Genomic DNA, 19,388 nt, shown 5'->3' with positions numbered 1-19,388 from the left:
GGGACAGTGCGGGCAAGGCCACATCGGCCCGGCCGCGCGCATGACCGGCGCTGCGGTCAGCTGATGCGCTGGGCCTGGGCGCGGTCGAAGACCTCGGCGACGAGGGTGTCGCGGGTCAGTGGCACGTCGAGGCTGCGGGCATTGCCCTCGAGCAGGGAGAGCACTGATTCGGTGAGGATGCCCTCGACCTGTTCGGAGGTGAGGGTGGGCGCGGCGCGCCAGCTGTTGACGACGCCGTCGACGAAGCCGACCGTGCCGAAAGCCATAGGGCGGGCGCGGTTCCGGTCGATGCCGAAGCGGGCCAGGGTGTCGGCGAAGGTGTCGGCCAGCTGGCCGCCGATGCGATCCCGGGCGCCGGCGAGCACATTCGAGGATTCGCCCTGGGGTGCGGCGGCGGTCAGGAAGCGGTGCAGGTTCGGATGCTGCTCGACCCAGCTCACATAGGTGCCGACCGCGCCGCGCACCGCATCGCGGACGGTGCCGTCGGGTCGCAGGCGCGGAAGCAGTTCGGCCAGTAGCGAATCCAGAATGTGGCGGCGGATCTGCTCGTCGAGGTCGGCGCGGCCGTCGAAGTGGCGGTAGACGACGGGGCGGGGCACGTGCAGGCGGTCGGCGATCTGCTGCACGGAGATCTCGATGCCGTTGTCCTCGATCACGGCGAGGGCGGCGTCGAGCATGGCGACGCGACGCTGGGCCTTGTGGCCGTTCCAGCGAGTGCTCCGGCCGTCGGCGGCCGTGGATTGTCGTCTCGAGCTGGTTCCGGTCACTCGCATCACGATACTCATTTCCCGTTGACCGATACAGCATGTACCACTAATCTGAGTGTAACGCCTTGTATCAGTTATTTGAGACAGGAGCCGTCATGGGCGACGAGGCCACACTGCTCCCCCGCGAATCCTTCGCGCAGCGTTTGCTGACCGGATCGGTCAAGAAGTCCTACGACCCGGTGGTCGATCTGGACTGGGACGCACCGCTGGATCCGGAGAAACTCTTTCTGCCGCCCGAGGTGGTGTCGCTGTACGGCACGGACCTCTGGGAGGCCATGACCGCCGAGCAGCGCCGGGAACTGTCCCGGCAGGAGCTCGCGAATGTGCTGTCGGTGGGCATCTGGTTCGAGAATCTGCTCAATCGGCTGCTGTTGCGCGAGCTCATGGCCGGTGATCCCACCTCGCGGCATTCGCACTACACGCTCACCGAAATGGGTGACGAATGCCGGCACATGATGATGTTCGGGCGGCTCATCGAGCGCATCGAGGCGCGGCCGTACTGGCCCAATCGCTATGAGCGGCTGGTGATCAGCTCACTGCAGCAGTTCCTGCGCGGGCCCATGGTGTGGGTGGGCGCGCTGGTCGGCGAGGAGATCTTCGACGCCATTCAGCGGCGCACCCTCGATGATCCGGAATTGCAGCCGATCGTGGCGCGCGCCATGCGGATTCATGTCACCGAGGAGGCGCGGCACATCGGTTTCGCGCGGGACGCGCTGGCGCGGCGGGTGCCGGAGATGTCGAAATCCGAACTGGCGTATACGAAACTGTGTGTCGCGATCGCCGCGCCGCTGTTCGTGCATCTGATGACGAACTGGCACATGTATGTTCGCGCGGGCCTCGAGGACGGCCGGGCCGCACGCCGGGCCGCACGGGCCAACCCGCATTCCCGGCGTGCACTGGGGCTCGGCGCGGCGAATCTCGGTGCGTTCCTGGACAAGCAGGGCTTGATCGGGCCGATGGGCAAGCGCATCTGGCGGCGGCAGGGGCTGCTGTGAGGCGCGGGCGCCGCAAGTTCCGCTACGACGATGCGGCGGCGCCGGAACCCGAACCGGCGCCGGAGTATTCGGGTCCGGCCATGCTGGACGCGCCGGGCTGCGAGGTGCTCGTGGCCGTGCGTCTGAACGGCCACCTGGATCCCATCGACGGCCGATTCCATTGGTACGGGCGAGTTTCCACGACCGACGGTGCGGAGCTGCCCGAGCCGGGGCGCGGGCAGGTGTTCCTCACCGTGCCCGGCGGACATCCCACCGCGGGCGTGCTCCAGGAGCGCGATCCGTGGGGTGATCTGCGCATCGTCGGGATCGGCGCGCCGCCATTTCCCTTGGAGCCCAGCGCTACCGGCTAATCCCGCAGACCGATGAGGTCGGCCATGGCGTTCACGCTGTAGTCGAACAGCGGCCCGGCCGGGTCCAGGGTGTTGGCGTACTGGCCGGTGAGCTCGAAGCTCACCGCGCCGAACACCTGCGTCCAGGCGATCACCGTCCGGACCACGACGGCCTCCGGCAGGCCGGGCGCGAACTGCGCGGCGATCCCGGCCGCCTGCGCGGCCAGTTCCGGGTCGAGGGTGTCGCCGTGCTCGGCGAGAGTTCCACTCTCCCACGCCCGATGGACCGCGCCCAGCACCGCGATCGGCACGCGGGAGGCGGGCGCGATGGTGGCCTCCGGCGCGCGATAGCCCGGCACCGGCGAGCCGTACAGCAGCGCGTATTCATGGGGATGCGCGATCGCCCACGCGCGCACCGCATTCGCCGCCCCACGCCATCGCGCGCGGGGATTCTCGGCAGTGGCGACGCCCTTTTCGACCGCCGCGCCGATGGCGTCGTACGCCTCGATGATGAGCGCGGTCAGCAGTTCGTCGCGGCTCGGGAAGTACCGGTAGATGGCCGAGGACACCATGCCCATCTCACGGGCGATGGCGCGCAGCGACAGGGCGGCCGCGCCGCTCTCGGCGAGTTGCCGGCGCGCGGCATCGGTGATCTCCCGGGTGATCTCGGCGCGGGCCCGTTCGCGGGCGGTCTTGGCGACGCTCATGGGAACAGTCTGCCACATTCGAGAGCGTCGAAACTTTTCGAGAGCACTGCTCTTGACTGAGCACCGGATATGGGTGCACACTGATCTCAACAGAGAGCACCGCTCTCGAAGGGAAGGAAAGCCTCATGGACCAGCACACCGCCGCCACCCGCTACATCGCCCCGAAGGGCATCGAGCCGCTGATGAACCGCTTCTTCAATATGCTGCCCAAGCTCGGCATCAGCATCATGGGCTCGCGCCTGCTGGCCGTGCGCGGACGCAAGAGCGGCGAATGGCGCACCACCATGGTCAACCTGATGGTCACCGAGGACGGCACCCGCTACCTGGTGGCCCCGCGCGGGCAGACCCAGTGGGTGAAGAACCTGCGCGTCGCCGGCGCCGGTGAACTGCGCCTGGGCCGCAAGGCCGAACCGTTCACCGCCGTCGAGGTGGCCGATGCCGACAAGACCCCGGTGCTGCGCGAGTACCTGAAGCGCTGGGGCTGGGAGGTGGGCCAGTTCTTCGAGGGCATCACCAAGAACGCCACCGACGCCGAATTGGCCGATATCGCACCGGGTTTCCCGGTATTCCGGATCGCGTGAGAGCCGCGGCAGGGCCTCAGCGCAGTTCGCCGAGGGCGTCCTCGTCGCGGGCGAGAATGGCCCGCCCGTCCGCGGTGAACACGATGGGCCGCTGGATCAGTCGCGGATGCGCGGCGAGCGCCTCGATCCAGCGGTTCCGATCAGCGGCCGTGCGCCCCCACCCGGAGACGCCGAGCTCCTTGGCCTCGGCCTCCGCGGTGCGGGTGATATCCCACGGCTCGAGCCCGAGTTTGCCCAGCACATCCCGGATTTCGGCGGCGCTGGGCGGATTGTCGAGATAGCGGCGCTCGGTGTACTCGGCGCCGGTGTCGTCGAGCACCGACTTGGCGGCGCGGCTCTTCGAGCATTTCGGGTTGTGCCAGATCTCGACCTCTGCCATGCCGCCAGTCTAGGTGCCGCCCTCAGCGCCAGGCGGTGCGCGCCACGCCGATCGCCAGGGCCGTCGGGGCGAGCAGTGCCAGCACCGCCCAGGGGAAGACGCGGGGGCCGAACGCGTCCAGCAGCGCACCACCGGCCACCCCGCCGCCGGCCATGGCGACATTCCACAGCGTCACCAGCATGGCCTGCGCGGTATCGGCCACGTCCCCACCGGTTTTGGCGGCCGCGGTCTGCAGCAGGGTCGGCACGCCACCCCAGCCCAGACCCCACAGCGCCGCTGCGACGTACACGAGAGGCGCACTGCCGGAGCGGAATGCGAGGATCGCCGCCGCCACGGCGACGAGAACCGTTGCGGCGATGATCAATCCGCGCAGCCGGCGGTCGATGTGGACACCGGTGAACCAGATGCTCGCCATCGACGCGATGCCGAACACCAGCAGGACGGCTCCGACCTGGCCGTGCAGGCCGACCTCGGCGAGGAAGGTGGCGATGTAGGTGTACAGAATATTGTGCGCGAGAACGAAAGTCAGCGTCACGAACAGGATCACCGCCACGCCCGGCCGGGCCGCGGTCGCGGCGATCGGCAGGCCGGTCGCCGACGCCTGTCCCGGGAAGTCGGGCACCGCGGCCACCATCCATCCGATGAGCACCACCGCCAGGATCGACATCAGGCCGAAGGTGACCTGCCAGTTCAGGGCCTCGCCCAGGAAAGTGCCGGCCGGAATGCCCAGCGACAGCGCGAGCGGAATGCCCGCCATCACCATGGCAATGGCCCTGCCCTGCAATGATTCCGGCACCATGCGCCGCGCGTAGCCGGCCAGCAGCGCCCACACCACGCCGGCGGCGATACCAGCCAGCAACCGCGCGACCAGGGTCACGGTGAACACGGTCGACATCGCGGTCACGGTGTTCGCCACCAGGAATCCGCTCATCCCGGCGAGCAGCAGGCGTTTGCGCCGCCAGCCCGCCGTCGCGGCCAGCAGCGGAATCGCCGACAGCGCGGTGCCGATCGCGTAGACGGTGACGAGCTGTCCGGTCGCGGCCTCGCCGACGCGCAGATCGGCGCTCATTCCCGGTAGCACGCCCGCGGGCAGCGCCTCGGTGAGCACGGTCAGGAAGGCCGCCGTGCCCAGCGCCAGCAGCGGTGAGATCGGTAGTCGCGGAGGGTTTTCGGTTCGGTCCGGAATGTTCTGCTCGGCAGTGCGATTGATCATGCACGAATGCTCGAACCCTCACACCAGTGTGAAGGTCAAGTCTCGTGAGGTACCTCATATGCGCATCGGAGAGCTGGCCAAACGCAGCGGCACCACGCCTCGGCTGCTGCGCTACTACGAGGAACAGGGTCTGATCGTCTCCAGTCGCTGCGGCAACGGCTACCGGTCCTATGACGAAGCGCTGGTCGATCGCGTGGCGCAGATCCGGGGGCTGCTCGATGCGGGCCTGCCCACCCGCATCATCAGGAAGATCCTGCCCTGCCTGAACACACCCCGGGTCATCCACTTCGCCGATCCGACACCGGAGATGATCGAAACCCTGGAACGCGAACGCGATCGGATGACCGGCCACATCGAGGTGATGATCCGCAATCGCGACGCCATCGCCGCCTACCTGGAGACGGTGCTGGCGGCCGACCGCCGCTCGCGCGGGCCCGGCGTGGCCGGTTCACAGCCAGTCGACGACCCATGGTGAGGGGCGCGACCAGTACAGCGGTCCCAGCGGAACCGGTTGCCCCCAGCGGGCTTCCGCGGCCTCGACCGGACCGAAGATGTCCGGAGGCGGGTTGTCGTCGAACAGTTCGTACAGGTGCCGCCGCCAGTTGTTGATCATCCCCGGCACGACCTCGCGCTCGCGTTCGAACGCGTAGTCCACACACGAGTTCATGATCGTGTTCACCGCGTGCAGCGCACTGTCGCGATCGGTGACCGCCAGCGCATGGAAATACGCCTCGAGCAGCCGGTACCCGTGCAGATCGTGCACCGAGGTCTGTCCGTGCTCGAGCGCCTGGATTCCGATGGCGGTGGCCCCGCTCTCATCGATCCACACGGCATGCGCCTCACCGACGCGATTGTCGAAGATGAGCGCCATCATGAGGCCCAGCACGGCTTTGCCCATGATCAGTAGATCCGGATGTCCGCTGTCGATGGCTTCATCGATGAGCGCCCGGTACGCGGCCGCGGCCACCCCGGGCCGTCCCGCCGCCAGCAAGGCGTCCGCGGTCTCCCCGCCCGCGCACTGATCCGCGGGCGGCTGCCCGTGCACGAGATTCGTGCCGTGCCCGGCCCCGTGCAGTGCGTCGAGCAGCGCCTCCCGGGGAGCCGGCTGCGATTCGAGATCCGCAGGCACGGTGAAGGTTCCGGAAACAGGCAGGTACTGCGTCGGCGCGTCCATGGGAAACGGTTGCGGCGCGGGCGGATCCGCGGGCTCCAGCCCGGGCACCGGCCCCCCGAACGGATTCGGTTGCGCGGGCGGCGGAGGTAGTGGCACCGCGGCCACACCATCCGGCGGCGGCAGGGGTATCGGGACGCTGGCCGGTCCGGGCGGCGGCAGCGAAATCGGTGCGCTGCCACCAGGATTCGGCGGCAGCAGCGGAATTCCGCTGTCCCCCTGTCCCATCGGCGGAGGTAGGGGCACCCCTCCTGTGGCGGGACCACCCGGCGGAGGTAGCGGCACACCTCCAGCGGCAGGACTCGTCGGCGGGGGTAGCGGCAGCCCGCCCGCTGCCCCGGCCGGAGGCGGGAACTGGGCCCCGGCCGCGGGCTGCTGCTGTGCGAGCAGGTCCCGGACCGTCAGCGAGTTGTCGAGGTAAGCCCGTGCCTCCCGGGCGAATTCATTGTCGACGCTCCCGAGCCAGTCCCGCCCACTCCACAGTGTGGCGAACACCCCGTCCCCGACCTTGTGCTCGAGCGCGGCGCACAGCGCGTAATACCCGTAGGCCCGGTATTTCTCGGCCCCCTCGCCCTCGGCGATGAGCAGCAGCGCGTACCGCGTGGCGAGATCGAATCGTTCGAGGTCCCCCAGCAGCGTGCAGGCCGTCATGGCCCCCATCAGGACTTCGTCGTGCGTCCCGACCTGCCGCCGCAGCGCGATGCACTTGTCCGCCATGGCAACCGCCGATTCGGCCCGCCCGAGCTGGGTGGCGGCCTCGACCGCCATGGAGTACATCGTCGCCATGCTGCCCGACGGAATGTCGGCCGCGAATCGGGCCGGCCCGTTCTCCGCGATATGCAGCGCCTGCGCGTAATCCCCCGCCCCGAAAGCGGATCGGAACCGATACGACACGATCCACCCGTAGTCCTGTGGATCAGGCTGCTCCCCCAGCGCATCATCGAAGGCGGTCAATCGCGCCAGAGCTCCTGCCGCGTCCCCCGCCTCGAGCATGCCGCTCGCCTCGTTCATCACGTGGACGAACGCGTTTCGATCCATGGGCAATTCGCCTTCCTACATACGCCAACCCTGGATCGTATGGCGACCTGCCCACCCTTCGCGGGCAGTGAGGGGAAGGTCATAGTTTGAATCCTTGCGACATGACCGTTCGTGCACTGTGCACGACCTGCCTTGCCGCACAATCCACTTCACTCAGCCCGGGACCTTGTCCAGGAATCCCTGCACGCGCCCGATCCGTCCGTCCACCAAGGTGATCACATCGAACCCGACCACAATGGGTTCGTCGGCCCCGGGCGCACCGAGGGTCCAGGTGAACCGCGCGATATCGTGATGCCCGTCCACCGGCCCGAGCCCGAATTCCAGTCCCGCGAACTGCTCCTGGGCTCCCGCGACCATTCCATCGAGGGCATCGGTCCCGACCAGATCCACCAGCGGATCGGTGAATACCACGTCCGCCGTGTACAACTCGTCGATCAATGCCCGCCGTTTACCCGCGTCCTTCTCGTTCCAGCTGTCGATGTACCGCTGTGCGATGCTCTCGTATTCGCTCATGTCTCGAGTTTCCTCGAGGCACCGCGCAGAGTCGATTACGCGTCGGGTAATGCTCCGTCAGGCGATCGGTGCGGGCTCCGGCGTGGATCGCCGGAGCTGACGACCCAGCAGGTAGGCGGCGGCCACCGCCGGAATGTTCATCAGCACACCGTATGTCGCACCCGGCACCGCCATGTCGTCGTTGTGCAGCACCGAGGTCGCCACCGCGATCGCGATGGCCCCGTTGTGGATTCCGATTTCCATCGCCGACGCGACAGCCTGGCGCGGGTCGATGGCGAACAGCCGGGGAACGTAGTAGCCGATGGCGAAACTGAGCGTGGACAGCAGCAGGGAGATGGCCGCCAGCTTGCCGATATTGTCGGTGAAAGTATCGATCTGTTTCGCGATCGCACCCGCCACGACCACGGCCAGCACCACCATCGACGCGATCTTCACCTTGCCGCGCATGCGTTCGGACCAGTCGGTGAATCGCCGATGCACCCACATGCCGATCGCGGCGGGCACCAGCACGATCGCGAACACCTGGATGAATTTGTCCGGACGCAACCCGAGATTGGCTTCCCCATCGAGGAATTGGTCATAGGCCAACGCCACGACCAACGGCAGGGTGAACATGGCCAGGATCGAATTGATCGCGGTCAGCGAGATATTGAGCGCCACGTCACCACCGGCGATGTGGCTGAACAGGTTTGCCGAAGGCCCGCCGGGCGCCGCGACCAGCAGCATCATCCCGACCGCCAGTACGCCGTCGAGCCCGAACAGGTGAATGAGCCCGAAACAGATCACCGGAAGCAGCACCATCTGGCACAGCAGCGCGATCACCACCGCCTTCGGATAGCGCAGCACCCGGGCGAAATCCCCCACCGTCAAGGTCAGTCCGAGCCCGAACATCACCACAGCAAGCGCCAACGGTATGAACACCGTGAACATCGAACCCACGTAGATCTCCCTCACCTCGAACACCTGTGCCGGACACAGCATTTCGACGTTATCGGTTGCCCCACACCCTCGCCAGTCCGGACAGCGGATGGACCGCGCTCCATCGGCCGGCCGATGTCTCGAACCGCGAGAAGGATGCGAGAATCGCCCGATGGACGACTACACCACCCACAAGCAGCGGGCCGAGGCGCTGCTCGCGGAGCTCACCGCCGCAGAGGAAGTCAGCGAAGCGGAGCGACGGAACGTGATCGCGCAGGCGCAGGCGCACGCCGCCCTCGCTCAGGCGGAAGCCCAGCGGGAGACCGCGGCGGCGATACGTGCGATCGGGGCGTTGCCGGCGCCGAGCGGAACGGTTTGACCGAACCGGCTCGTGTTCGCTGGTCCGCGGGAATCAGATTGCCGGCCAGGCGACTTCGTCGATCGCAAGCCATGACGCTTTGGCCACCCCGTTGGGGGTCAGATCGACGATCGACTTGATTCGACGGTGCAGATGGGATTGGTCGGCGTAGCCGGCCTCGGCGGCCACTTCCGCGGGCGGGCGCCCGGCCGCAAGGAGATGGGCGGCATGATCGAAGCGTACGAGTTCGCTCGCGCGCTTCGGCGAAACTCCGAGATGAGTCCGGAAGCGAGACCACAGGCGCTGGCGCGTCCAGCCGGTCTCCACGGCGAGGTCCTCGACGCGGAGCAGCCCCCGGGTGCGGACGGTCTGATTCCAGGCGTACGCGATCTCGGGCGCGACGCCGAATCTGCGGGTTACCCGGCCGCGCAGGAACTCTGCGGCGAGGGCGAACCGATCGTCCCAGGACGGCGTCGCGCGCAGCCGCTCGGTCAGGGCGGCAGCGGAGCTGCCCCACAGTTCCCGCAGCGGTGTCACGGTCCCGCCGATGATGTCGGTGTCACACAGAATCGCCGCGGCGACAACAGGAGACACGCGGATCTGCAGGATGTCGCCGGCGCCCGCGCCCGCGACGCGCACACCGCCCGCATCGAGGCCGACGATCGTGTCACCGGTGACCGAGCGCCCGAGCCGGTCATAGACGACTATCTGCTCGCTGAGATCGAACAGGAGCGTCACCATCGGGTGCGGAATCATCGTGATGTCGACCGAGGCACTGCTGTGGTATCGGAAACCCGCCATCCAGACTCCCGCAGCCGGTCGCCGGACCGGAACCACGACATCCACCCGGCTCCAATCCAATTGGTCGGTCGCGGTCATGCACCCAGGTTAGACCGTGTTCCGGGCATCGGCGGGCGGGCGAGCGGAGCCGAGGCGTGACATTCGTCCAATACGGCGTGACGGCCTGCGACAACGCTGTCGAGTATGACCAAATCGACTCCAGCGCAGGCCCGACGCTCGACGACAGTGCGCGGGTTGCACATCGTCCTCGACGGGAACCCGGCGGCGCAGCCGCTGTTGCTCATCCACGGCTCGGGCGCGACCGGTTCCTCCTGGGCGGGGGTGGTGCCGGCGCTGGCCAGGGATCATCGGGTGATCACGATCGACCTTCCCGGATGCGGCCGGTCCGAGCCGGTCTCGACGTATGACGTTGCGCAGCAGGCGGATCGGATAGCCGCCGTATTGGACGAGCTCGGCATCCGAAATCCGAACGTCGTCGGTCACTCCAGCGGAGGCTATGTCGGCACCGCCCTCGTGGAGCGTCGCCCCGACCTGGTCGACACATTGATCCTGGTCAGCACCGGGCCCAGCCTTGCGGCCCTGCTCCCCGAACCGGCCATCATCCGGGCGTTCGCCGCGCCGCCGATCGGGCCGCTCATCTGGCCGATCCGTACCGGCTCGATGATCCGCCGCGGACTGGCGGCGACCGCGGCGGCCCCGATCACGGTGCCCGACGAGGTGGTCGCCGACATGCGCAGGACCTCCTACCGAGCTTTCCGTGCGATTCTCGCCGCCAACATCAACTACATATCCACCCGGTCGGTGCCGCAGCGCCTCATCGACGCCGGAAAGCCCGTCCACGTGATCTTCGGAGACTCCGACCCGCGCTGGGACCCGGAGTCGGCGCACCAGTACGCGACGGTGCCGGGCGCCACGCTGGAATACCTCCGCGGAGTCGGGCACATCGCAATGCTCGAGGACTGCGATGCGCTCGCCCTGAGCCTCACCCGCGCACTCGAATAGTCACACGTCGAAGTAGAGGTCGAATTCGTAGGGGTGAGGGCGGGCGTTGATTTCGGCTATCTCGGTGTCGCGCTTGAGACGGATCCAGGTTTCGAGGAGGTCTTCGGTGAAGACGCCGCCCTGGGTCAGGTAGTCGTGGTCGGCTTCCAGCCGGTTGATGACGGCTTCCAGGCTGGGCGGGGTTTGGGTGACCTCGGCGGATTCCTCCGGGGTCAACTCGTAGAGGTCCTTGTCTATGGGGAGGGCGGGTTCGATCTTGTTGGTGATGCCGTCGAGGCCGGCCATCATCATGGCGGCGAAGGAGAGGTACGGGTTGCCGGAGCTGTCGGGGCAACGGAATTCGAGACGCTTGGCGTGGGGGTTGGTGCCTGTCACGGGGATTCGGACGGCCGCGGAGCGGTTCCGTTGGCTGTAGACGAGATTCACGGGGGCTTCGAAGCCCGGGACGAGGCGCTTGTAGGAGTTCACCGTGGGGTTGGTGAAGGCCAGCAGGGAGGGCGCGTGGTGGAGGAGGCCGCCGATGTAGTGGCGAGCCAGGTCCGACAGGCCCGCGTAGCCCTGCTCGTCGTAGAACAGGGGTGAACCGTCCTTCCAGAGCGACTGGTGGACGTGCATTCCCGAACCGTTGTCGCCGAAGAGGGGCTTGGGCATGAAAGTGACGGTTTTGCCATTGGCCCAGGCGGTGTTCTTGATGATGTATTTGTAGAGCTGGAGATCATCCGCGGCCGACAGCAGGGTGTTGAATTTGTAGTTGATTTCGGCCTGCCCGGCGGTGCCCACCTCGTGGTGGCCCTTTTCCAGTTCGAAGCCCGCGTGCTGGAGATGCGTGCACATGGTGTCGCGCAGGTCGACTTCGGCGTCGTAGGGGGCCACCGGGAAATAGCCGCCTTTGGGGCGGACCTTGTAGCCGCGGTTGCGGGTGCCGTCGGCGTTGCGTTTCGCGCCGGTGTTCCAGTCCGCGGAGTCCGAATCCACTTCGTAGAAGGCGCGATTCATGCTGGTGTCGTAGCGGACCGCGTCGAAGATGTAGAACTCGGCTTCGGGGCCGAAGTACGCGGTGTCGGCGATGGCGGTGCTGCGCAGGTATTCCTCGGCCTTGCGCGCCACATTGCGAGGGTCGCGGCTGTAGGCCTCGCGGGTGTGCGGGTCGTGCACGAAACAGTTGATATTGAGGGTTTTGGCCGCGCGGAAGGGATCCACCCGGCAGGTGTTCAGATCCGGCAGCAGCAGCATGTCGGATTCGTGGATGGCCTGGAAGCCGCGCACCGACGAACCGTCGAAGGCGATGCCGTTGTCCACGAGATCGTCACCGAACATGGTGGCCGGAACGGAAAAATGTTGCTGAATACCGGGGACATCGCAGAAGCGGATGTCGACGTATTCGATGCCCTCTGCTCTGATGTAGTCCAGAACTCCGCTGGTAGTCGGTGTGATCACCGCTGGCTCCTCGCACGCCCGCGCCACTACCCGATCGGACGGCCCGGTCGGGATCCGGCGGTCCTCGTCGTGCTAACACGATACGCCGATCATCGACCGGAAAGATTGCGAATCGCGTTGTCTACCAAGATCATTGCCAGTTCGCCGCACGGTTGACCGAGCCGTACTTCACACTGATCTCCTGGCAAACGCTGTGTGAGGGCAGCGTTTTCACGCGGGAGCGACGCATGACCGATACACAGCCCCGATCCGACGACGAACGCCGCCTGGCCGAACTCGGCTACAAACAAGAATTGGCCCGATCCTGGTCGGGCTTCTCCAATTTCGCCATCAGCTTCACCATTGTCTCGATCCTGACCGGCGGGCTCGCCAGCTACGGCATCGGCTTGGCCAACGGCGGGCCCATCACCATGGCGTGGGGCTGGCCACTGGTCTCGATCATGGTGTTGTTCGTGGGCCTGGCCATGGCCGAACTGGCCTCGGCCTACCCGACTTCCGGCGGCCTCTACTGGTGGGCCGCGGAACTGGGCGGCCCGGTCTGGGGCTGGTTCACCGGCTGGTTCAATCTGATCGGCCAGATCGCGGTCACCGCCGCCATCGACTACGGCGCGGCGATTTTCACCACCGTGGTGCTGAATGTGATCGGCATCGACATCGGAACCGACCGCACCGCAATCTTTCTGGTGTTCGCAGCCATTCTCGTCCTGCACGCCGTCCTGAATGCGATCGGCCCGCACCTGTCGGCGGTGATCAACAATATTTCCGCCTGGTGGCATGTGGGCGGTGTGGCCGTCTTCGTGCTGGTGCTGGGCATCGGCGCGAATCATCATCAGAGCGTCGGATTCGTCTTCACCGAGACGGTGGACAACAGCGCGGTCGGATTCGGCGGCGTCGCTTTCAGTTTCCTGCTCGGCCTGTTGCACGCGCAGTACACCTTCACCGGCTACGACGCCTCGGCGCATATGTCGGAGGAAACGCACGACGCCTCCCGCATGGCGGCCAAGGGGATCATCAATACGATCATCGTCTCGGCGGTCGCGGGTTATCTGCTCATCCTGGCGGTCACCTTCGCGATCCCGAATCTGGACGACGCCCTGGACCCCGCGAAGAACAGCGGCTACCCGGTGATCTACATCCTGGAGAATTCGCTGAATTCCTTCTGGTCCGGCCTGCTGCTGATCATTGCCGCCATCGCCCAGCTGTTCTGCGGGTACGCCTCGGTCACCTCGGCCTCGCGCATGCTGTTCGCCTTCTCGCGCGACGGCGCGGTGCCGGGTTCGGCGCTGTGGCGGAAACTCTCGGCCCGCAAGGTCCCGGTGCACGCGGTGCTGTTCATCTCGTTCTTCGCCTTCGTCCTGCTGATTCCGTCGATGCTGGTGCCGGCCGAGAACGCGCCGACCGCGTACGCCGCCGCGACCTCGGTGGCCACCATCGGCCTGTACATCGCCTACGGCATCCCGATCCTGCTGCGCCAACTGCACGGCAGCCGATTCCGCACCGGCCCTTGGCAGCTGGGCCGCTGGTATCGCCCGATCGGCATGGTCGCACTGCTCTGGATCGTGCTGATCAGCCTGCTGTTCATCCTCCCGACCGATGATCGCGGCTATCCGTGGAACGACGAATTCACCTGGACCACAGTCAATTACGCCCCGATCACGCTGGTGGGCGTGGTGGGCGCGATCACGATCTGGTGGTTCGTCTCGGCGCGCCGCTGGTTCACCGGGCCCAGGCGCACCGTCGGCGAGCCCCCGGCGGCCGATACCCCCGTCACCGCGTGATTGGTCAGATGCACAAACCCGCAGTCCGATGTCTTCGTGATTGACACTGTCCTGGAGCCGCCTTTGTGCGGTGTGCTGTAGCTGTGAGTTCTACAACGGCGGTGGGACCGCGCACTCTGTGCGAGGCGTTCCAGGACAAAGTGGCACGATTCCCGCGCGAGGTCGCCCTGCGCACACTGGGCGGCACGGTGACGATCACCTGGCAGGAATACGGGCAGCGGGTGCGCGATCTGGCCACCGGCCTGGCCTCGCTCGGCATCGGGCACGGCGACACGGTCGCGCTCATGATGACCAATCGCCCCGAGTTCCATATCTGCGACACCGCCGTCCTGCACACCGGCGCCACCCCGTTCTCGGTGTACAACACCAACCCGGTGGATCTGCTGGTCTACCAGTTCGGCAATGCGGGCAACAAGGCCGTCATCTGTGAGGAGCAGTTCGCGCCCCAGGTGCTGGCGGCCGTGGAAAAGGCTGCCGCGCAGGGCATTACCGTCGAGCACGTGATCTGCGTGGACGGCGCGCCGGAGGGCACCATCGCGCTGTCGGACGTGGCCGCCCGCCCGGCCGAGGGCTTCGACTTCGACAAGGTCTGGCGCGCGGTCGATCCCGAGGATCTGCTCACCATCGTCTACACCTCCGGCACCACCGGCCCGCCCAAGGGTGTCGAGCTCACGCACACCAATTTCATCGAGAACGCCCGCGTGGTCGAGGAATTCGGTGGCGGCGGCCCCGAGGACAAGGTGGTCTCCTACCTGCCCGACGCGCACGCCGCCAATCGCTGGTTCGCGCACTATCTTTCGCTGCTCACCGGCGGGCAGATCACCACCGTGCCGGATCTGAAGAAGGTCGCCGAGGCCCTCATCGAGGTGCGCCCGACCGTCTTCCTGGGCGTTCCGCGCGTGTGGGTGAAAGTCAAAGCGGCACTGGAGGAGAAGCTCTCCGCCGAACCCAGCCCCATCCGGCGCGCCCTGGCGCACTGGGCGATCGGCGTCGGCCGCGCCCGCGCCCGCGCGGTCTCGGACGGCCGCACCCAGAACGTGCTCCAGGCGGCGCAGTTCCGGCTCGCCGATCGCCTGGTGCTGTCCACCATCCGGGGCCGTCTGGGGCTGGACCAGGTGCGCATCGCGGTCACCGGTTCCGCGCCGATCCCCCGCGACACCCACGAGTTCTTCCTCGGCTTGGGCCTGCCGCTGTGCGAGGGCTACGGCATGACCGAGTGCACCGCCGCAGCGACCGTGAGCCGCCCCGAGCGCATCAAGATCGGCACGGTGGGCACGGCCGTCCCGGGCACCGAGGTGAAGATCGCCGACGACGGCGAGGTGCTCATTCGCGGCCGCATGCTCATGCGCGGCTACCGCAACGCCCCGGAGAAGACCGCCGAGACCATCGACGAAGACGGCTGGCTGCACACCGGCGATATCGGCGAACTCGACTCCGAGGGCTTCCTGAAGATCGTCGACCGCAAGAAAGAGCTGATCATCAGCGCGGCCGGCAAGAACATGTCGCCCACGAACATCGAGAACACCATCACCGAGAGCTGCCCGCTGGCCGGCGTCGTGGTGGCCATCGGAGAGGGCCGGCATTACAACACCGCCCTCATCTGCCTGGATCCCGATCTCGCCGCGGCCTTCGCCGAGCGCCACCAGCTATCGGATCGGAGCCTGGCCGGGCTGGCCGCCGACCCGGTCGTCCTGCAGGCCGTGCAGGAGGGCATCGATCTGGCGAATTCCAAGCTCTCCCGGGTGGAACAGATCAAGAAGTTCACAATTCTGCCGGAAGTGTGGACTCCGGGTAGCGAATGCCTGACGGCAACCGGCAAACTGAGGCGCAAACCGATAGCAACCGCCTATGCGGCTACCATCGACGAGCTGTACGTGTAGTAGGAGAGTCATGCAGGCGCGAACCCGAGACCGGGCGATCGAAGAGCTGTATCGCCGTGCCGTCGTGGTCCGGGAGGAGTTCACCAGCACCGCGCTGCCACCGTATCGAAATCTGCCGCACAACCTGGTGGCCAGCGGTTTCGAACGCGGGGCGAAGCTCAATCTGGATCTGATCTTCGACTACCTGCGCACGGGCGCACTGCCCACCGAGGAAGCCACCCGCGAGGTGGTGGAGATCGCGCTCGGCCGGGTTCGCGACGGCGAGCCGCTCGAGGAAGTGCTCGACCGCTACCGGATCGGCGCGGACTACATCTGGTCGCGGCTGCGCGCCGCGGCCGACGACGCCGAACGCGAACTGCTCACCGATTCGGCGATGCCGCTGCTCAACTACATCAGCCTGATCACCACCCGGGTGGCCACGGCCTGTGTGCAGCGGGCGCACGATCCGCGCTGGGAGCTCCTCGAACGCCGCCGCGCCATCGCGGATGCGCTGCTCACGGGCCGCGATCCGATCGAATGGGCGGACGAGCCGGCCATCGCGGTGCCGGAATCGTTCGTGGTGGCGGTCTTCCGGCTCGGGGCCTCCCGCGGCGCCGACACCGGCGAACTGCGGCATCGGATCGAATCGATTCCGGGGGTGTTCCTGCGCCTGGACAGCGGCGGCTGGACCGCGCTGGTGCCGCTGCAACCCGGCGACGACGGCACGGCGACCGTCGCGGCGCTGACCGCCCGGCTGCCACAGCACGCGGCCGAGGCCGCCAAGCCGGTCACCCGGAGCACCCCGCCCGCGCCGTTCTGGGTGGGCGTGGCCGTCGCGCCCTCGCACGCGGATATCCCGGCGCTGTTCGCCGAGGCGCGCATCCTGTCCGAGCTCGGGCGCTGTCTGGCCCGCTCACAGCCGGTGTGCCGGCGCGCGGATCTCATGTTCGAGTACACCGTCGCCGCGGGTGGCGCGGCCCGCACCGGGCTGGCGGCCGTGCTCGCACCGCTGGATCCCCAGCCCTTGCTGGCGGAGACGCTGGAGGTGTTCGTGGACAGCGGGTTCAACCAGCTGGCCACGGCACGGCTGCTGAACATCCACCGCAATACGGTAACCTACCGGCTGACCCGGGTGCACGAGCTCACCGGCCTGGACCCGCATCGGCCCACCGATGCCATGACGCTGTCGGCGGCCCGCATCGCCCGGCGTCTCGAATCGGCCTGCTTCGCACCGTAATCCGGCAATCTCCACGACGGCTCGGCCCGGCATCGGCCGAGCCGTCGCGCTCGTCCACGCCCTGGCCGCGATCTTGGTCGACTGCACAAGCCGGGCCTCCTCGATCCAGGCGATTGCCGGTACCCGAGCCACCCCGCTGTGCGGTGTGCTGAATTCCGACGAAGAGGTCACCCGCGGCGCTGCGCCGTGCGCGGCCTCCCGACCATCCGCAGAGGTAGATCGTTGAGAAGCAAGTCCCGGCCGCGCCGCGGCCGCCTCACCCCGCTCGCCATCGCGGGGCTGTCCGCGCTCACGGTGATCGTTTCCCACACCACACCCGCGAGCGCGGTGCCCGCCGCCGGACCGGTGCCGAGCGCGCCCGTGAACTTCGGCCTGCCCGCCGACTATCAGCCGAGCCCCGAGCAGTACGGCGTGGGTTATGAACTGGGGCATGTGGTTCCGCTCTCGGACGGCACCCAGATCCAGGCCGAGGTGCGGTACCCGACCGATCCCGCCACCGGGCAGCGCGCGGCCGGCGAGTTCCCGGTGGTCGTCAACTTCACCACCTACGGGGCCCTGTCCAGCGCCCTGACCGCCGCCCTCACCAGCGTCATCGACGAACTGCACATCCCGCTGCCGGATCAGCTCAAAGATGTTCGGCGCGTGATCAATCAGGCCACCAGCGCCCAGGACATGCTGGTGCGGCACGGCTATATCGAGGTCATCGCCGACATTCGCGGCACCGGCGGCTCCACGGGCGCGTGGAATCCGGCCTCCCGGCAGGACGGCCTCGACGGCGTGCAACTGGTGGACTGGGCGGCCAAGCTGCCCGGCTCCAGCGGCAAGGTCGGCATGTACGGGTATTCGTTCCCGGCGCTGACCGCACTGCGCACCGCCGAATCGGTCGGCCCGGATTCGCCGCTGAAAGCCATTGTGCCCATGGCGATGCCGAACAATATCTTCAACGAGGTGCTCGGCCACGACGGCCTGATGAGCCCGATCCTGCTCACCGCCATCTCGCTCATGGTGCCGTACATGAGCCTCATCGGGCCGTTCATGACCGCCGTGGTGTCGCCGCAGACCTTCGTGCAATCGCTGGTGGATCACCTGCAGGCGCTGGTGTCCTCGGACAGCACCATCAAACTGCTCATCGAGGCGTACCTGGGCGGTCCGCTGGCCTACGACACCTCATGGTGGCAGGAGCGGCGTTTCGAAACCGACCTGAACAATCTGGTGGACAAGGGAATCGCCATGTACCAGGTGGGCGGCTTCTGGGATCTGTATCAGGAAGGGCCGCTGCGCAATTACTCGCAGCTGCAGAATCTCGCCGCCGGGCGGGATCAGTTCGCGCCCATGGCTTCCGATCAGCAGGCCGACGGGCGGTACCAATTGCTCATGGGCCCTTGGTATCACGTCGGGTTGGGCGTCGGCCCGGGATCGCGGCTGGATACGAATATGATCACGCTGGCGTGGTTCGACCGCTGGCTCAAGGACATTCGCAATGGCATCGACGAGACCGAGAAGCCGTTGCATGTCATCGATGCGAACAACAATGCCGCGGATACCGCGCGCTACCCGTTCGAGCAGGCGACGGTGACCGAGCGCTGGTTCGACGGTGACCGCCTGTCGGCCCAGCGGCCCGCCGCCACCGACGGCGCGGATCAGATCAGCTACAGCGGCATCGACAATCTGTGCAACCGGCAGACGATGGCGCAGTACACCGGTGGTCTGCTGGACTTCTTGTTCCGTGTGTTCACCGCCTACAACCCGTGCACGGAAGTGGTGCAGGAGCCGACGGCCGGGCCGCGCTACACCATGGATCCGGTGACCGAGCCGACCGTGCTGGCCGGGCCGTCGAGCCTCACCCTGTACGCCTCGTCGACCGGCACCGATGCCGCCTTCCAGGTGTGGCTCGACGATGTCGCGCCGGACGGCACGGCCGTGAACATTACGGGCGGTTCGCAATTGGCGAGTCAGCGCACGCTGAACGACGAGAAGACCTGGCGTGCGGCCGACGGCACCGTCTACGCGCCCGAGCACGTACTCACCAAGGAGACCGAGCAGCTGCTGACACCGGGCGAGGTCGTGAAGCTGGAGATCAAGCTGCGGCCCGCGTTCCATCGCCTGGAACCGGGACATGCACTGCGCGTGCGGATTTCGACCGGCACCTTCCCGTCCACCATGCCGATTCCGACGGATCTGCCGCGCCTGCTGGGCACCTCGCAGCTGATTCAGCGCAATGCGGTGTGGCCGTCGAGCCTGGTGCTGCCGCTGGCTCCGGCGGGTGCGTTCACCCACTAGACCCGGGGGGTTCCGGGATCGGATG

General features: G+C 67.3%; 19 protein-coding genes. 10 read left to right on the top strand and 9 right to left on the bottom strand.

All coding sequences use genetic code 11. The annotated features are described in order from the left end of the window. Positions 1–56: 56 nt before the first annotated feature. A complete protein-coding gene (locus H0264_RS20815) occupies positions 57–773 on the bottom strand; it encodes a TetR/AcrR family transcriptional regulator (protein ID WP_420831980.1) in 717 nt (238 codons plus the stop codon). Between the two features lie 89 nt (positions 774–862). Between H0264_RS20815 and H0264_RS20810 the strand changes: the two genes are divergently transcribed. Together H0264_RS20810 and H0264_RS20805 are read left to right on the top strand one after the other, a co-directional pair. Then, on the top strand, positions 863–1,762 hold the full coding sequence (locus H0264_RS20810) for an AurF N-oxygenase family protein (protein ID WP_181579090.1): 900 nt from the start codon (positions 863–865) through the stop codon (positions 1,760–1,762). Then, entirely contained in the window at positions 1,759–2,112 is a 354-nt protein-coding gene (locus H0264_RS20805) for a DUF4873 domain-containing protein (RefSeq protein WP_231085924.1), read from the top strand. The genes H0264_RS20810 and H0264_RS20805 overlap by 4 nt, the downstream gene beginning before the upstream one ends. Here H0264_RS20805 and H0264_RS20800 read toward each other — a convergent pair. Beyond that, positions 2,109–2,798, bottom strand: a complete 690-nt coding sequence (locus H0264_RS20800; protein WP_181579089.1) for a TetR/AcrR family transcriptional regulator — start codon at positions 2,796–2,798, stop codon at positions 2,109–2,111. The genes H0264_RS20805 and H0264_RS20800 overlap by 4 nt on opposite strands. A gap of 125 nt (positions 2,799–2,923) precedes the next feature. Between H0264_RS20800 and H0264_RS20795 the strand changes: the two genes are divergently transcribed. Then, the gene (locus H0264_RS20795) at positions 2,924–3,379 is read left to right on the top strand and encodes a nitroreductase family deazaflavin-dependent oxidoreductase (protein WP_181579088.1); all 456 of its coding nucleotides are present in this window, start codon (positions 2,924–2,926) and stop codon (positions 3,377–3,379) included. 16 nt (positions 3,380–3,395) lie between these two features. Here the strand turns inward: H0264_RS20795 and H0264_RS20790 are convergent, their stop codons facing one another. Next, positions 3,396–3,758 (bottom strand): arsenate reductase family protein, encoded by a 363-nt coding sequence (locus tag H0264_RS20790; protein WP_181579087.1) that lies wholly within the window; start codon positions 3,756–3,758, stop codon positions 3,396–3,398. A gap of 22 nt (positions 3,759–3,780) precedes the next feature. After that, a complete protein-coding gene (locus H0264_RS20785) occupies positions 3,781–4,971 on the bottom strand; it encodes an MFS transporter (RefSeq protein ID WP_181579086.1) in 1,191 nt (396 codons plus the stop codon). Positions 4,972–5,029: 58 nt separating this feature from the next. On the opposite strand from H0264_RS20785, the gene H0264_RS20780 reads away from it, so the two are divergent. Continuing rightward, positions 5,030–5,446: a MerR family transcriptional regulator gene (locus H0264_RS20780; protein ID WP_181579085.1), complete on the top strand. Its 417-nt coding sequence runs from the start codon at positions 5,030–5,032 to the stop codon at positions 5,444–5,446. Here H0264_RS20780 and H0264_RS20775 read toward each other — a convergent pair. The 3 genes from H0264_RS20775 to H0264_RS20765 all read right to left on the bottom strand — a co-directional run bounded on the left by H0264_RS20775 (position 5,420) and on the right by H0264_RS20765 (position 8,647). Then, the gene (locus tag H0264_RS20775; protein ID WP_181579084.1) at positions 5,420–7,180 is read right to left on the bottom strand and encodes a hypothetical protein; all 1,761 of its coding nucleotides are present in this window, start codon (positions 7,178–7,180) and stop codon (positions 5,420–5,422) included. The two genes, H0264_RS20780 and H0264_RS20775, sit on opposite strands and share 27 nt — an antisense overlap. Before the next feature lie 153 nt (positions 7,181–7,333). Continuing rightward, the gene (locus H0264_RS20770; protein ID WP_181579083.1) at positions 7,334–7,693 is read right to left on the bottom strand and encodes a nuclear transport factor 2 family protein; all 360 of its coding nucleotides are present in this window, start codon (positions 7,691–7,693) and stop codon (positions 7,334–7,336) included. A 57-nt stretch (positions 7,694–7,750) separates the two neighbouring features. After that, a complete protein-coding gene (locus tag H0264_RS20765; RefSeq protein WP_244975894.1) occupies positions 7,751–8,647 on the bottom strand; it encodes a bile acid:sodium symporter family protein in 897 nt (298 codons plus the stop codon). 136 nt (positions 8,648–8,783) lie between these two features. Between H0264_RS20765 and H0264_RS20760 the strand changes: the two genes are divergently transcribed. Then, entirely contained in the window at positions 8,784–8,990 is a 207-nt protein-coding gene (locus tag H0264_RS20760; RefSeq protein WP_181579082.1) for a hypothetical protein, read from the top strand. Between the two features lie 33 nt (positions 8,991–9,023). On the opposite strand, the gene H0264_RS20755 is transcribed toward H0264_RS20760, so the two are convergent. Continuing rightward, on the bottom strand, positions 9,024–9,848 hold the full coding sequence (locus H0264_RS20755; RefSeq protein WP_244975893.1) for a helix-turn-helix domain-containing protein: 825 nt from the start codon (positions 9,846–9,848) through the stop codon (positions 9,024–9,026). Positions 9,849–9,953: 105 nt separating this feature from the next. Here H0264_RS20755 and H0264_RS20750 point away from each other — a divergent pair, with 105 nt between their 5' ends. Then, positions 9,954–10,772 (top strand): alpha/beta fold hydrolase, encoded by an 819-nt coding sequence (locus H0264_RS20750; protein WP_181579081.1) that lies wholly within the window; start codon positions 9,954–9,956, stop codon positions 10,770–10,772. Here H0264_RS20750 and glnA read toward each other — a convergent pair whose 3' ends face one another. Next, the gene (gene glnA / locus H0264_RS20745) at positions 10,773–12,209 is read right to left on the bottom strand and encodes a type I glutamate--ammonia ligase (protein ID WP_181579080.1); all 1,437 of its coding nucleotides are present in this window, start codon (positions 12,207–12,209) and stop codon (positions 10,773–10,775) included. 227 nt (positions 12,210–12,436) lie between these two features. Between glnA and H0264_RS20740 the strand changes: the two genes are divergently transcribed. The 4 genes from H0264_RS20740 to H0264_RS20725 all read left to right on the top strand — a co-directional run bounded on the left by H0264_RS20740 (position 12,437) and on the right by H0264_RS20725 (position 19,363). Further along, entirely contained in the window at positions 12,437–13,987 is a 1,551-nt protein-coding gene (locus H0264_RS20740) for an amino acid permease (RefSeq protein WP_181579079.1), read from the top strand. Between the two features lie 83 nt (positions 13,988–14,070). After that, positions 14,071–15,867 (top strand): AMP-dependent synthetase/ligase, encoded by a 1,797-nt coding sequence (locus H0264_RS20735; protein ID WP_244975892.1) that lies wholly within the window; start codon positions 14,071–14,073, stop codon positions 15,865–15,867. A gap of 10 nt (positions 15,868–15,877) precedes the next feature. Beyond that, a complete protein-coding gene (locus H0264_RS20730; RefSeq protein ID WP_181579078.1) occupies positions 15,878–17,083 on the top strand; it encodes a PucR family transcriptional regulator in 1,206 nt (401 codons plus the stop codon). A 222-nt stretch (positions 17,084–17,305) separates the two neighbouring features. Further along, on the top strand, positions 17,306–19,363 hold the full coding sequence (locus tag H0264_RS20725) for a CocE/NonD family hydrolase (protein WP_181579077.1): 2,058 nt from the start codon (positions 17,306–17,308) through the stop codon (positions 19,361–19,363). The last annotated feature ends 25 nt before the right edge of the window (positions 19,364–19,388 follow it).

It is taken from the genome of Nocardia huaxiensis, from assembly GCF_013744875.1.
Lineage (GTDB): Bacteria > Actinomycetota > Actinomycetes > Mycobacteriales > Mycobacteriaceae > Nocardia > Nocardia huaxiensis.
Note: the sequence above shows the minus strand (reverse complement) of the source record. Positions and strands in the feature narration are given on the sequence as shown.